The 14,080-nt window shown below is 67.0% G+C and carries 13 protein-coding genes; 9 read left to right on the forward strand and 4 right to left on the reverse strand.

The features are described from left to right. Window positions 1-21 precede the first annotated feature (21 nt). A complete protein-coding gene (locus tag QTH91_RS15580; RefSeq protein ID WP_286661012.1) occupies window positions 22-762 on the reverse strand; it encodes a helix-turn-helix transcriptional regulator in 741 nt (246 codons plus the stop codon). Between the two features lie 175 nt (window positions 763-937). Here QTH91_RS15580 and QTH91_RS15585 point away from each other — a divergent pair, with 175 nt between their 5' ends. The 7 genes from QTH91_RS15585 (at window position 938) to QTH91_RS15615 (ending at window position 7,943) form a co-directional block, all read left to right on the forward strand. Next, a complete protein-coding gene (locus QTH91_RS15585; protein WP_286661013.1) occupies window positions 938-1,996 on the forward strand; it encodes a class I SAM-dependent methyltransferase in 1,059 nt (352 codons plus the stop codon). Between the two features lie 24 nt (window positions 1,997-2,020). Beyond that, window positions 2,021-2,239, forward strand: a complete 219-nt coding sequence (locus tag QTH91_RS15590; protein ID WP_286661014.1) for a DUF1059 domain-containing protein — start codon at window positions 2,021-2,023, stop codon at window positions 2,237-2,239. A gap of 156 nt (window positions 2,240-2,395) precedes the next feature. Beyond that, window positions 2,396-3,133, forward strand: a complete 738-nt coding sequence (locus QTH91_RS15595; protein ID WP_286661015.1) for a response regulator — start codon at window positions 2,396-2,398, stop codon at window positions 3,131-3,133. 18 nt (window positions 3,134-3,151) lie between these two features. Then, a complete protein-coding gene (locus tag QTH91_RS15600; protein WP_286661016.1) occupies window positions 3,152-4,720 on the forward strand; it encodes a sensor histidine kinase in 1,569 nt (522 codons plus the stop codon). Between the two features lie 125 nt (window positions 4,721-4,845). Next, complete coding sequence (locus QTH91_RS15605; protein WP_286661017.1) at window positions 4,846-5,334, forward strand: tripartite tricarboxylate transporter TctB family protein; 489 nt, start codon at window positions 4,846-4,848, stop codon at window positions 5,332-5,334. Between the two features lie 3 nt (window positions 5,335-5,337). Beyond that, the gene (locus tag QTH91_RS15610) at window positions 5,338-6,882 is read left to right on the forward strand and encodes a tripartite tricarboxylate transporter permease (protein WP_286661018.1); all 1,545 of its coding nucleotides are present in this window, start codon (window positions 5,338-5,340) and stop codon (window positions 6,880-6,882) included. Window positions 6,883-6,965: 83 nt separating this feature from the next. Continuing rightward, window positions 6,966-7,943 (forward strand): hypothetical protein, encoded by a 978-nt coding sequence (locus tag QTH91_RS15615; RefSeq protein ID WP_286661019.1) that lies wholly within the window; start codon window positions 6,966-6,968, stop codon window positions 7,941-7,943. Between the two features lie 100 nt (window positions 7,944-8,043). Here QTH91_RS15615 and QTH91_RS15620 read toward each other — a convergent pair whose 3' ends face one another. Continuing rightward, the gene (locus QTH91_RS15620; RefSeq protein ID WP_286661020.1) at window positions 8,044-9,129 is read right to left on the reverse strand and encodes a PKD domain-containing protein; all 1,086 of its coding nucleotides are present in this window, start codon (window positions 9,127-9,129) and stop codon (window positions 8,044-8,046) included. Window positions 9,130-9,388: 259 nt separating this feature from the next. On the opposite strand from QTH91_RS15620, the gene QTH91_RS15625 reads away from it, so the two are divergent. Further along, the gene (locus QTH91_RS15625) at window positions 9,389-10,138 is read left to right on the forward strand and encodes a response regulator transcription factor (RefSeq protein WP_286661021.1); all 750 of its coding nucleotides are present in this window, start codon (window positions 9,389-9,391) and stop codon (window positions 10,136-10,138) included. 93 nt (window positions 10,139-10,231) lie between these two features. On the opposite strand, the gene oxlT is transcribed toward QTH91_RS15625, so the two are convergent. Further along, window positions 10,232-11,584, reverse strand: coding sequence for an oxalate/formate MFS antiporter (oxlT, locus tag QTH91_RS15630; protein WP_286661022.1), 1,353 nt, complete (start codon window positions 11,582-11,584; stop codon window positions 10,232-10,234). Between the two features lie 266 nt (window positions 11,585-11,850). Between oxlT and QTH91_RS15635 the strand changes: the two genes are divergently transcribed. Beyond that, window positions 11,851-13,677: a sensor histidine kinase gene (locus QTH91_RS15635; RefSeq protein WP_286661023.1), complete on the forward strand. Its 1,827-nt coding sequence runs from the start codon at window positions 11,851-11,853 to the stop codon at window positions 13,675-13,677. Here the strand turns inward: QTH91_RS15635 and QTH91_RS15640 are convergent. Further along, a complete protein-coding gene (locus tag QTH91_RS15640; protein ID WP_286661024.1) occupies window positions 13,674-14,075 on the reverse strand; it encodes a response regulator in 402 nt (133 codons plus the stop codon). The two genes, QTH91_RS15635 and QTH91_RS15640, sit on opposite strands and share 4 nt — an antisense overlap. Window positions 14,076-14,080 lie beyond the last annotated feature (5 nt).

Below are 14,080 nucleotides of genomic sequence, written 5' to 3' on the forward strand. Positions count from 1 at the left end.
GAGGGCTTCCAGAACTACTGGCTAAGTGCTTGATTTGATTGGAGTCGACTCGACCGAGCCGAACGTTCCATTATAGGTTTGGGGCAGCACCGCGGCGGCCGCACGGCCATTGCCCAATGCGCGCATGACCGCGGCGGTGCGCGTTTCCACGCCAAGCTTGATGTAGACGTGTTCCAGGTGCTTTTGCACCGTCCGCGCGCTGATGGACAGCAGCGCACCGATCTCGGCGTCGGTCTTGCCCGCCATGAGCCAGCGCATGACATCGGCCTCGCGTGCGGTCAGGCCGGCGGGCCACTGGGGCCCGGCAGCGTCCATCGGCGCATTCGCCTGGGCTTGCCCGCTGTGCGCAGCGCCTTGGCGGGAACGGGCGGCCCTGCCGTAAAGGAAGGCCAGATGCGGCCGCAGCAGTTCCAGGCGCTCGCGGTCGCGCGGCCCGAAGTCCGCGCCTCGACGGGTCAGGACCACGCTGACCACCGTGCGCTGCCCCGCGAAAAGCGGAACGGCGACGGACCTGTCCACCCCGCCCCCTCGGGGGCCGGCGTCGGGCACACGCACCTCGTTGCGCAGGTCCGGCAGACATGCGAGCGCCCGCTGAACCTTTCCCAGACTGCACACCGAGACGGCCGCCCATTCACAGGGGACGAAATCGCTCAACGCCTGCATCACCGCCTGGACGAAGGTCGGCAAGTCGGCGCAGGCCGACTCCAGCTGGCCCAGCACGACCAGCGCCTTTGCATAGTCGCTTCGCGTGAGGTGGTTCATCGCACCGCCCAGGTACCGGCACGTCCCTGCGCGGCTTGTCGCGTGCCGCGCGTACGCAAGGCTGCGTATTGGCTTTGGCTTGCCGCGAAGGGACGATCCCGTGGCGCACCGATGCCAACTTTTTCAGTATAGGCACCAGCCGCCTGCGCCGCCACTTCTTTGCGGGGGAATTGCCATGGCCATCTCGGAAGACAAGCTCAATGCTTTCATGGGCGAATTCGTGCACGACATCGGCGCCGTGATGCATGCGGCCACGGTGGTCGTGGGCGACCAGCTCGGCCTGTACAAGGCGCTGGCGAAAGGCCCTGCCACGGTAGAGGAACTGGCGCGAAGGGCCGAAGTCGATTCGCGCTACCTGCGCGAATGGCTGTGTGCTCAGGCAGCCAGCGGTTACGTCGGTTACGACGCCGACAGCCAACAGTTCTCCTTGAGCGAGGAGCAGTCCTTTGCACTGGCCGAGGAAGGCAGTCCCGCCTTCATCCCGGGCGCATTCCAGATCGCCGTGGACCAGTTCAAGACCATCCCGAAGATGATGCAGGCCATGCGCACCGGGCTGGGCCTGGGCTGGCACGAACACGACAGCGCCCTCTTCCATGGCACCGAGCGCTTCTTCCGTCCCGGCTATGCCGCCAATCTCGTGTCGCAGTGGATTCCGGCGCTCGAAGGCATGTCCGAACGCCTGACGAAAGGCGCGAGCGTCGCGGACGTGGGCTGCGGCCACGGGTCGTCCACCCTGCTCATGGCACAGGCGTACCCCAACTCGAGCTTCGTTGGCTACGACTACCACGAACCCTCCATCGAGCAGGCAAGAGCGCGGGCGGCCGAAGCCGGCGTCGCTCAGGACCGCGTGCGCTTCGAGGTGGCCAGCGCCCAGGACTTTCCGGGCAAGGACTACGACATGGTGGCCTTCTTCGATTGCCTGCACGACATGGGCGACCCCGCCGGCGCTGCCAGGCACGTCAGGTCCAGTCTCAGGCCGGACGGCTGCTGGCTGCTGGTCGAGCCCTTCGCCAACGACCGCCTCGAAGACAACCTCAATCCGGTCGGCCGAGTGTTCTTTTCCGCATCCACCTTCATCTGCACGCCCGCGTCCCGCGCACAGAAGGGCGCGGCCTGCCTGGGTGCACAAGCCGGCGAAGCGCGCACGAGGGAAGTGGCGATGCAAGGCGGCTTCTCGCACTTCCGACGTGCCACCCAGACGCCGTTCAACCTGGTCTACGAAGCACGTCCCTGATCCGTGGACGACAAGGAGAAGCACATGACTCGCCAATACATCGACTGCCGTGCCTTCCCGAGCGAGAAGAACTGCAGCGTGGCCATCGCGGCCGACAACGCACAGGAGTTGCTGGAGGCGGCGGTGCAGCATGCCGTGGCCGTGCACGGCCACACCGACTCGCCGGAACTGCGCCAGCAGATCAGCGCCTCGTTCAAGGAAGGAACGCCGCCGGTCGAAGCGCCCAAGCAGGTCGCGGCCTGATGGCGCCGCAGCGCGCCACAGGCGCGCACGGCGCGATTTGCCCAGCGAAAGCGCAATGAAAGCCATGCCTGCCCGGCTCGCGTATAACGCGGACTTCGGGTCCGGCCTGCGCATGCCTCCAGCGGGCGGGCCCATGTGCCTCTTGCCCACAGTCCCATGCGCATTCTCCTGGTCGAAGACGAAGCCGAACTCGCCGCCTGGCTCGCGCGCGCCCTCAAGCAAAGCGGCTTCGTGCCCGACCACGCGCCGGACGCAGCCACCGCCGACGCGCTGCTCGCGGCGAACGAATACGACGCGATCCTGCTCGACCTGCGCCTGCCCGATCGCCACGGCCTGACCGTGTTGTCGCGCATGCGCGATGGCGGCGATCGCACGCCAGTGCTGGTGTTGACGGCCGAAGGTGCCCTGCAGGACCGCGTGCGCGGCCTCAACCTGGGTGCCGATGATTTCCTGACAAAGCCATTCGCGATCGAGGAAGTCGAAGCGCGCCTGACGGCCCTGGTTCGACGCAGCCGTGGCGTGGCCACGCCGCGCGTTCAGCTCGGCTCGCTCAGCTACGACAGCGCCAGCCGCGCCTTCATGCTCGCCGACCAGCTGCTGGCCCTCACGCCACGCGAGCATGCCGCCCTGACCGCCTTGCTGATGGGCAGCGGCATGCCGGTGGGCAAGCAGCGCCTGGCCGGCAAGGTGTTCCCGCACGACCGCGACGTCGGCCCGGCCGCCATCGAACTGGTGCTGCACCGCCTTCGCCGCAAGCTGGCCGGCAGCGACGTGCGCATCACCACCGTGCGCGGCCTGGGCTACATGCTCGAACTCGGCGCGGCCCCCGATGCCGACGCGACGGCCGGCGAAGCGCCCACGGATTCGCCCGCCTCCGACACCGACCATGCCTGACCGGCACGGTCCGCAGGCATGACCGACCGCAGGCGCCTGGGCATCCGGGCGTTGCTGCTGGCGCTGCTGCTGCCGGTCCTCGTCGCGCTGCTGGCGCTGGACGCCTGGAACGACTACCGCACCATCTCGCAGGTGACGTCGGACGCCTACGACCAGGTGCTGCTCGAACCCATCCAGGCACTGGCCGAAAGCATCACGCCCGATGACAAGGGCGAGCCCCTGCTCGCGCCGGCGTTCTCGGTGCAGGCGATGTTCGAATCCACCCGGTCGCGCCACAAGCACCTGCACGTGAGCCTGCGCGCCTTGCCGGACGGGCCGGAGCGCACGCTGATGGGCGTCGACGACCTGCCGGCGCCGCCTGCTTCCGAACCCGGCGTCCCGGTGTTCTACGACGCCCGCTACCGGGACTATCCGGTGCGCATCGCCGCACTGCGCCAGCCCTTCGATCTGCCGTCGGGCGCGCGGCAGGAGCTGCTGATCCAGGCCGCCGAAAGCAGCAGTCTGCGCGAGCAGGCGCTGGCCGACTCCTGGCAAAAGGCCCTGTGGAACGACACCCGCCTCGTGCTGCTGATGGTGCTGGTGGTGTGGCTTGGCGTGTGGCTGTCGCTTCGGCCGCTGGAGCGCCTGCGCCGCGCGCTGGCAGGGCGCCGCCCTGGCGAGCTGGCACCGCTGGACACGCGCGGCGTGCCGCGCGAGGTGATGCCGCTCGTGGAGGCCGTCAACCAGCACATCGAGAGCCAGAGCCGGCTCCTGGCCGCGCAATCGAGCTTCCTGGCCGATGCCTCGCACCAGTTGCGCACGCCCCTGGCCATCATGTCGACCCAGGTCGGCTATGCGCTGCGCGAGCCGGACACCGCACCGCAGCGCGAAACCCTGCAAGCCATCTTGCAGCAGCTCGGACGCGCAAGGCGCCTGAGCGAGCAACTGCTGGCCCTGGCGCACGCCACCGAACTGCCCGCAGCCGCCGCCCCCGCGAGTGGTCATGCCGACCTCAATGCCGTGGCGCGCGAAGTGGTCCTGCAGCACCTGCCGCTGGCCCTGGAAAAACAGCAGGACCTGGGATGGGTGGACGCACGCGGCGAGGCCGCCGCCGACGCACAGGACGCGGATGCGGACACGGACGCTGGCGAGCCCGCCGACCTCGATGCGGACGCCGAGGAGCACGATGTCGCGCCCGTCAGAGCCGACCCCGCGCAGTTGCACGAGCTGCTGTCGAACCTGGTGCACAACGCGATCCGCTACACGCCTCGACGAGGACGCATCACCGTATCGGTGACGCTGCAGGACGACATGGTCGTGGCCGAAGTGAGCGACACCGGCCCTGGCATCGAGCCCGAGCGCCGCAGCGCCGTGTTCGAGCGCTTCCAGCACGGCACCACCGCGGGCACGGCCAAGGGCGGCGGCGCGGGCCTGGGACTGGCCATCGCACGGGCCTACGCGAGGCGCATGGGCGGCGATGTGGTGCTCGAAGACGCCCCGTCGATCGACGGCATGCACGGCGGCTTGCGCGCCGTGCTGCGGCTTCCTCGCCTCGGGTCCGACCCGATTCGTGATAACACGTATTTTGAGGACCGCCGCCCGATCTGAAAGAGGATCGGAAGCCTGCCTTCCTAGACTGGATTGCGAATGGCGCGCATGTCGCAGCGCCTCTTGGAGACATTCGCAATGCAACGCTCGACAGGACCGGCAGGCCGCAAGCGGGAGGCGTTCCGATGAACGCGCCGACATCTTCAGCCACGCGCAAGGACTACTACGGCGGCGGCCTCATGATCATCGTGGGCCTGGCGGCCGCATACGCGGGCCTGAGCTACCACGTGGGAACGCCCGCGCACATGGGCCCTGGCTTCTTCCCGGTGGCCATCGGCGTGCTGATGGCCATCACCGGCGCCATCATTGCCCTGGGGGCACGCAACCAGCCCGACACCGGCAAGGAGCCGGCCGGCCACGGCCACGGCGACGGAATGCCTGACGTGCGGGGCGGCATCTGCATCATCCTCGGCGTGCTGGCCTTCCTGCTCTTCGGGGTCTATGGCGGACTGGTGCCTGCCACCTTTGCCATCGTCTTCATCTCGGCGCTGGGCGACCGCACCAACACCGTGGTGCAGTCGGTGCTGCTGGCACTGGCCATGTGCATGGTCGCCATCGTCGTCTTCTGGTGGGGTCTGCAGTTGCAGATGCCGCTGTTCCAGTGGGGGATGTGAGCGATGTCGCAAGCCTTGCATGACCTCTGGTTCGGCTTCGGAGTCGCCTTCCAGGGCTCCAACCTGATGTGGTCCTTCTTCGGCGTGCTGGTGGGCAACCTCATCGGCGTGCTGCCGGGGATGGGCGCGCTGTCGGCCATCTCGATCCTGCTGCCGCTCACCTATGCGATGCATCCGGTGCCGGCGATCCTGATGCTGGCGGGCATCTTCTACGGCTCGCAATACGGCGGCGCGATCGGCGCCATCCTGCTGAACCTGCCCTCGCATCCTCCGCATGCGGTGACCTGCCTGGACGGCTACCCGATGACACGCGCCGGCAAGGGCGGCACGGCGCTGGGCATCACGATGATCTCGTCGTTCTTCGCGGCGTCGGTCGGCATCCTGGTGATGATCTTCGCGTCGCCCCTGCTGGTGTCCATCGCCTTCAAGTTCGGGCCTGCGGAGATCTTCTCGATCATGCTTCTGGGCCTGCTGGCCGGCTCCACCATGTCGCGCGGCTCGCCGCTCAAGGGCGTGGCGATGACGTTGTTCGGCCTCTTGTGCGGCGTGGTGGGCACCGACGTGAACACCGGCAGCTTTCGCTTCTCGTTCGGCATTCCGGAGCTGAGCGACGGCCTGGAACTGGTGGCCATCGCCATGGGCCTGTTCGGCATTGCCGACTTCCTGCTCAACGTGAACCGCATGGCGGTCATCAGCACCGACACCAAGCTGCGCATCCGCGACATGCGACCGAGCAAGGAAGAGCTGAAGGAAGCCTTCTGGCCGATGGTGCGCGGCACGCTGGTGGGCACGATCTTCGGTGCCATGCCGGGCACCGGGCCGACGATCACCACTTTCATCGCCTATGCGCTGGAGCGGAAGGTGTCGAAGACGCCGGAGAAGTTCGGCACCGGCATGATCGCCGGCGTGGCCTCGCCCGAAGCCTCGTCGCACTCCAAGACCCAGGTGGATTTCGTGCCCACGATGAGCCTGGGCATTCCCGGCGACGCTGTCATGGCGCTGATCCTTGGCGCGCTGATGATCCAGGGCATCACGCCCGGCCCCCAGCTGATCACCGAGCATCCGGACATCTTCTGGGGCCTGATCGCCAGCTTCTGGATCGGCAACGCACTGCTCATCATCCTGAACGTGCCCATGATCGGCGTGTGGGTGAAGATGCTGCAGGTGCCCTATCGCTACCTGTACCCCTCGGCGCTGTTCTTCATCGCGGTGGGTGTCTTCAGCACGCAGAACAGCCTGTTCCAGATCTGGGAGGTGCTGGCGTTCGGCATCATCGGCGCGCTGCTGATCTGGCTGCGCTTTCCGGTCGCACCCATCCTGCTGGGCTACGTGCTGGGGCCGATGGTGGAAGAGAACTTCCGCCGCGCCATGCTGCTGTCGCGCGGCAGTTTCGCCGTCTTCGTCGAGCGGCCGATCAGCTGCGCCTTCATCGTCCTGTCGAGTTTGCTGCTCATCGGCGTGACCTGGTCGAACCTGCGCGGGCGAGCGCTCAAGAAGGTAGAGCGGCAGGCCGACCGCTTGGGGACGGAGGCGGTGTCCGACGCCTGAGCGGGACTTGTCTTGGTCGGCACGCATCTTGCCGTTAGGATTTGGCCCCGAACATTCTGCCGGGCAAAAATCCCAGGTCGTCGATGCCGCCAAGCCTTGTCCACACCCTGCTTTCTCGCCCGCTCGGCCTTCTGGCCCTCCTGACGGCGGGCACCATGGTCGCCAGTTCCGTCCAGGCGCAGGTCCTGAGCGGCCTGCGCCAGGCACGCATCAAGGATCACGCCGACGGCATCCTGTCGCTGATGGCCTATTCGGTGGTGCCCGACCTGGCCTCCAGCAACCTGTCGATCAAGAACGGCGCGACCGAGAACCCCTCGGTCTTCATGACGCAGTTGGGCGGCGGCGACACCATCAGCAAGAGCATCCCGGTGTATCTGGAGGGCGCCATCGCCTACAGCCGCTACGACCCGACCTTCATCGCCAGCGCCGGCGGCGAGACGCGCACCTTTCCGACCCGCTGGAATTCGATCACCGGCACCGGCGGCATCGGCTACGACTTTCACATCACCGACGAATGGGTGATCCGGCCGATCTTCGATTTTTCGCTCGGCAAGGTGGCCAGCGACCTGCGGGTGGCCCAGGCCTTCCTCAACTACCGGACCGACCTGGACCTGGACTTTCTGGACGGCGGGACCCTCAATGCCTACGGCCTGGGCGGCGCCGTCATGCTGGACTGGGAGCACATCCGCACCAACTACCAGATCGACCTGGAGCTGCGCTACACGGACATCCGGCTGCGCACCTTCGGCAACACGTCCGCCGCGGTCGAAGGTGAGGCCTCGGCGCGCACCGCCAACGTGTACTTCCGCTACCGTGCGCCGACCGGCTTCTATTCGATGGGCCGGCCGTTGCGCTACGTGACCGAGTATTCCTACTCGCGCTACATGGGCAGCCAAGCGGAAGTCCTGGGCTTCAACCAGCTCAGCACCGTCGGTCTCGGCCTCGAACTGGACACCAGCAAGTACAACCCCTTCTACGTGAGCCGCCTGCGCCTTGTCGCGCGCTATGTGTTCGGCAACAACGTCGAGGGCGTTTCGCTGGGGCTGGCGGCAAGCTTCTGAGCTTCGCGGCGCATCTGGCCCAATGAAAAAACGCCCATGCCTTGGCGGGCATGGGCGTCTTGCGTCGAGGCTCGCCTGTGGGGCGAGCGCTCCAGGCCGATCAGGGCGTGGTCGTCTGGATCTGGGCCATGACGCCGTAGGTCTCCAGGCCCACCCAGTCGGCACCGTTCTTCAGCACGTTGCTGGTCGTTGCGCCAGCCGTCGGCGAAGCCTTGGCGACTTCGTAGAGGCCGACGTTCAGCGAATCCCAGCCGCCGGTGGCGCCGATCGGCGTGGGGCCGTGGGTGCGCGTGTTGTATTCGACGGCGAAGCGGACCGCGTCAGGCAGCGTGACCTTCAGGCTGGCCATGTCGAAGACGATCTTGAAGGCGTAGCCGTTGTAGCACTTGCCGTCGCCGCCCTTCCACTGCTTCGTATCAGCACAGGTCGCATCGGCGGTCGGACGATAAGGAATGGCGAATTGCTGGGTGCGCACGGCCAGTTCGTTGCCCATGTTGTCGAACAGGCGCAACGTGATCTCATGCGGGAAGCTGGCACCGACTGCTGAGGTGCAGGTGCCCAGGTTCCATTCGCCGCTTTCGCATGCCCAGCTGCTCATGCCGACGGTGACGCTGTCGAGAAGGCGCGGCACGTCCGCGGCCAACGTGACTGCCTGCCCGACGTTCTTGAACGAATAGGCTTCGGCGCCCACGCTGGGCATGTTGAACGGGAACGTGGCCGGAATCGCATCGAAAGCGGCCGACTTCATCGCATCGACCGTCAGCTCGACCGTGGAAGCGGCGCTGTCGACCTTGCCGTCGTTGACGATCAGGCTGAAGGTGTACGTGCCGGCCATGTCCGGCGTGAAGGTGGGTTCGGCGCTGGTGAAGCCGCTCAGTGCGGCGGTGCTGCCGTCCGGCTTGCTGGCCACGGTCCAGACGTACGTCAGGCTGTCGCCATCCGCGTCGGCGCTGGCCAGGCCGCTCAGCGAGACGGACTTGCCCGTCTTGCCCGTCAGGGCGGCGCCGGCGTTGGCAACGGGTGCCACATTGCCCTTCGGCGTGACCGTTTCGCTGGGCTTCGGGGTCTGGGTCGAGGTGTCGGTCGCGGCTGCGTTCGATCCTCCCCCGCCGCAGCCGACCAGAGTGGCGGCGACGAGCATGGCGAGTGCGGTGGACGAGGCTTGAATGGGGCGGAATTGTTTCATTGCCTAACGTTCTATATCTTTTGTTACAACGTTAGGAATTCTATGAATCCTTTCGTCTTAATAAATAAGACAAACAGGCCTTTTCGCCTATTCAGGTAGGAAACTTCTGCATTGGTGAGACTTTTTTCCGTCTTTGTTGCCAGATGTCAACAGATAGCGGCAACATGACGTCATCAACACTGATGAGACTCGGCGCGCTTCGCATGCCGGCACAATGGCGGCGTCACATTTGAAAGACGTTTCTCGCCTCCTCATGACCATGCCCGACACCGCCGCCATCCGCGTGCTGATTGCCGATGACCAGGCGCTGATCCGCCGGGGGATGGGCATGCTGCTGGATGCCGCGCCAGACATCGAAGTGGTCGGTCAGGCTGCCGACGGCGTCGAGGCCGTGGCGCTCGCCCGGCAGTTGCAGCCGGACGTCGTGCTGATGGACCTGCACATGCCGCGCATGGGCGGCGTGCTGGCCACGCGCCAGATCACCGCCGCCCTGCCCCACACCCGGGTGATGGTGCTGACCACCTTCGACCGCGACGACCTGGTCTTCGACGCGGTGCGGGCGGGGGCGCAGGCCTACCTGCTCAAGGACGCCTCCGAAAGCGAAGTGATCGACACGGTGCGCGCGGTGCACCGGGGCGAGTCGCGCCTGACGCCGCAGATTGCGCGCAAGGTGATGGACCAGTTCCGCCTGCTGGCCGATCGCATCGCGCATGAGCCCGAGCATCCGGCGGCAGTCGCGCCAGTGCCGGCGACAACATCCGGGGCCGTGGCAACGGACCTGCAAGCAGCCGAAGCCGGTACGCCCGACCCGTTGACCGACCGTGAAACCGCCGTGCTCGAACTGATCGCCAAAGGCCAGAGCAACCGGCAGATCGCCACGGCGCTGCACCTGGCCGAAGGCACGGTCAAGAACCACGTCAGCCGGATCATGCAGAAGCTGCACGCCAACACCCGCACCGAACTGGCGGTGCTCGTGCTGGCACGCAACAAGCGCCAGCACGAAGTCTGAAAGCAACACGGCGCGCAGCCCTTTCAGACTGCGCGCCGTGTGTCGCGGCTAACGTTGCGCGCCCCGGTTGTCGACCGGGGGCACGAAGGCGGATCAGCCTGCCGAAGCCAGGCCCTGCATGGGCTTGCGAGGCGGCTGCTCCTCGGGCGGTGGCAGCTTGGTGCCGGCCACATGTGCCGCCAGCATCGGCCGCAGGGCGACGATGGCCAGGAAGGCCGCGAACAGATCCAACCCCGCCACCGTGTAGAGCACGGTCGACCACGTGCCGGTGGCTTCCATCATCAGGTTGCCGAGCGGCACGAACAGCGCGCCGATGCCCTTCGCGCAGTACAGCACGCCGTAGATCTTGCCGATGTGCTTGGTGCCGAAGGCATCACCCGCCAGGGCGGAGAACAGCGAATACACCTCGCCCCAGGCCAGGAACACCACGCCCGACAGGATCAGGAAGGCCCACGGGTTGTGGCCGAAGTAGCCCAGCGCGATGATGCCCAGGCCCTCCAGCGTGAAGGCGATCACCATCGTCTTCTCGCGGCCGATGTGGTCGGAGATCCAGCCGAACAGGGGGCGCGAGATGCCGTTCATGATGCGGTCGAGCATCAGGGCAAGCGGCAGCGCGGCCATGGTGAAGAAGTACAGGTCGACCTTGAAGCTCTTGACGCCCAGATCCTGCGCGATCACGCCCAGTTGAGCCACCGCCATCATGCCGCCGGTCACGACGCACGAGAACATGAGCAGCATCAGCCAGAACAGCTTGGTGTGCAGCGCCTCCTTGAGCGTGTAGTCGCGGCGGCTTTGCGTGAGCTTGGCCGACGCCGGGACCTTGGCGTTGGCGCCGGGCGAACGCAGGAACCAGGCGGCCACGAAGGCCAGCGAGCCCTGCAGGATGCCGAAGAACAGGAAGGCGCTCTGGAAACCCGACGATTCGATCATCGCCGCGATCGGCAGGATGGTCGCGGCCGAACCCGCGCCATAGCCGCCCGCCGTCAGGCCCACGGCCAGGCCGCGGCGATCAGGGAACCACTTGAGCGCGTTGTTGATGCAGGTGGCGTAGATCGAGCCCACGCCGATGCCGCCGATGGCCGCACCGATGTAGAAGCCGAGCAGCGTCGTCGCCTGCGAGTTGATCACCCAGGCCACGCCGATGAAGATCGCGCCGAAGGCCACGATCAGACGCGGCCCGAACTTGTCGATGAAGTAGCCCTCGATCGGCGCCAGCCAGGTCTGCACCAGCACGAAGATGGTGAAAGCGATCTGGATCGATGCGCGCTCCCACCCGAACTTGCCCTGGATCTCGGGCACGAACAGCGTCCATGCGTACTGGATGTTGGCGGTGGCGATCATGCAGACGATGCCGACGGCCAGTTGCAGCCAGCGGTTGTCGTACCAGCGCTGCGGCTGTCCTGACGATGTGCCGGCGTTGCCGTGCGTGAGTGGGGCGGTGGTCATGCGCTCATGTCTCCGTGCGTTGAGTGGAACCGGGAAGAACCGCGTCGTCGTGCCGTCGTGGCGACCCTTGTCGGACTTGGTTCGCGTGTGGCATGCACTGTCTTCCCGAACGCCTGGCGGCGCGCCTGCCGTAAGTCACGCGCAGGATCGAGACAAACCCCAATCACCTGGGGAAACTGCCCATGACGAAAGTCATTGGCCCATTGGTATTCATCGCGTTTGTCGCGAGGGCAATCACCCCGTGCCTTTGCGACAATGCGCCGCCCATGACCTTCGCGCAGCGCATCGACCCACGCCGAAGCCTTGCCGCGGCAGTCGGCTGGTTGCTGATCGCGCTCGCCCTGTGCCTGGTGCTGGCGGCCAACCTGTGGCTGCGCGGCTTCGTGAGGTCCACCTTGCTCGAACAGCACAGCCAGCGGCTGGAAGGCGCGGCCGAGCACGTGAGCGCCGAACTCGACACCGCCCTGCTGCTGCGCCTGCAGTCGGTCAGCGTGGTCGCCACCATGCTGTCGGAAGACGTTCAGAGCAGCGACAGCAACAGGCTGCGGCGTTCGCTGGAGGCGGTGCGCCGAAGCGTGCCCGATCTGATCTGGCTGGCCGTGACCGACGCCGACGGCTTCATCGTCGGTGCGACGGACGAAGCCGTCGTCGGCCAGAACATCTACCAGCACGCCTGGGCCTCGCAGGGGCTGGACGCGGCCTGGATCGAGGAAGGCCGATCGCCGCGCGAGCACTTCCTGAAGTTGACCGCTCCGGTGAGCAATGCCGACGGCGCCATCGTCGGCGTGGTGGCGGCGCACATCAACTGGCGATGGGTGCAGCAGATGGTGGCCAGCATCCGCGCATCGCCCGGGCAGTGGCTGCTGATCGATCGCGACGGCGTGGTGCGCGACGGACCGCCGGCGCTGGTGGGCCAACGCTGGCGCGAGGCCGGCGATCCGCTCACGCCTTTCGACCCACGCGTCGCCGGCCTGGGCAACGACGGCTCCGACCTGCCGTCGCGCATCCAGGTGCGGCGCCTCTTGAACAACCAGCCCTACATCATCGCCACACCACCGCTGGCGCCGGGCGGCACGCTGCGCCGGCTGGGCTGGCAGGTGGTGGTCATCGAACCGGTGGAAACGCTGGCGGCTTTTGCTTCTGCCATCGAGTGGCGCATCACGCTGGTCCTGAGCCTGCTGGGGCTGGGCATCGCGCTCGCGGGCGTTGCCGCCGCACGGCGCCTCACGCGGCGCGTCAGCGTCATCGCGCAATCGGCCGATGCGGTGCTTGCCGGAAGCGCCCACCGCATCGAAGTGCCCGAAGGCAGCGACGAGGCGGCACGCCTGGGCACCGCGCTCGACAAGTTGCTCGATACGCTGCGCCAGGAGCGCGACGAACTGCGACAGCTCAACGCCGAGCTGGACGAACGCGTGAAGCAGCGCACCTCGGAGATCAGCCGCCTGGCACAGGAATCACGCGACGCGGCCGTGGTGCGCGAACGCCTGCGCCTTGCGCGCGATCTGCACGACACGCTGGCCCATTCGATGATGGCGATGCTCACCGAGATCCGCGTGCTCAAGCGCCTGGCCATCGCGCGGCCCGAAGCCTTGCCCGATGAGCTGGTGCGCGCCGAGCAGGCCGCGCGCGACGGACTGGACGAAGCACGACGCGCCATCGACCAACTGCGCAGCAACCCCGTGCGCGACATCGGCCTGGGCGCCGCACTGACCGATCTGGCGCGCAACTTGGCGGAACGCACCGGCATCTCGCTCGACTGCCGGATGGCACCGCCGCTGTCCACGCTGGCTGCCGAGCCGGCCGAGACCCTGTACCGGATGAGCGAGGAGCTGCTGCGCAACATCGAGCGCCATGCCGGCGCACAGCTGGTCCGCATCAGCCTGCAGGTGGATGCCGAGGGCGTGCCCACATTGGAAATTGCCGACGACGGCATCGGCTTCGATCCCGAAGCGGGCCCGGCGGGCCACTACGGCCTGGTCGGATTGCGCGAGCAGGCGGAGGCGATCGGCGCGGAACTCGTCATCGACACCCAGCCTGGCGGCGGCACACGCACCGTTCTTCGCTGGGGACAGACGCAGGAAGTGAGCGTCTAGCAGCCCTGGGGCTGCGCCACCTTGCCATCGCTGGCGCACGTCTTGCGCAGCGACTGGCGGGCGCTTTCGAGCGCCGCTTCCAGGTCTTCGAGCCGGTAGGGCTTCTGCAGCCAGATGGCGTTGTTGCCAGGTGGCCGCGGCTGGCCGGTGGCGAAGATCACTTCCAGCGGCGATCGCGCGCTTTGGCGGATGGTCTGCACCAGCTCGTCGCCAGACAGGCCCGGCAGGCCGATGTCGGTGATGAGCACGTCGAAGGCGCCGTCCAGGAAACGCGAGCGCGCCACCTCGGCGCTGCTCGCGCCGGCCGCGAAATGGCCCAGCGCCTGCAGCGCGCCCGTCGTGGTGGTCAGGGCGCTGGGATCGTCTTCGACAACCAGTATTCGTAGCTTCCCGCTCATCTGGC

The sequence above is a fragment of the Variovorax dokdonensis genome (genome assembly GCF_030316895.1).
Lineage (GTDB): Bacteria > Pseudomonadota > Gammaproteobacteria > Burkholderiales > Burkholderiaceae_C > Variovorax > Variovorax dokdonensis.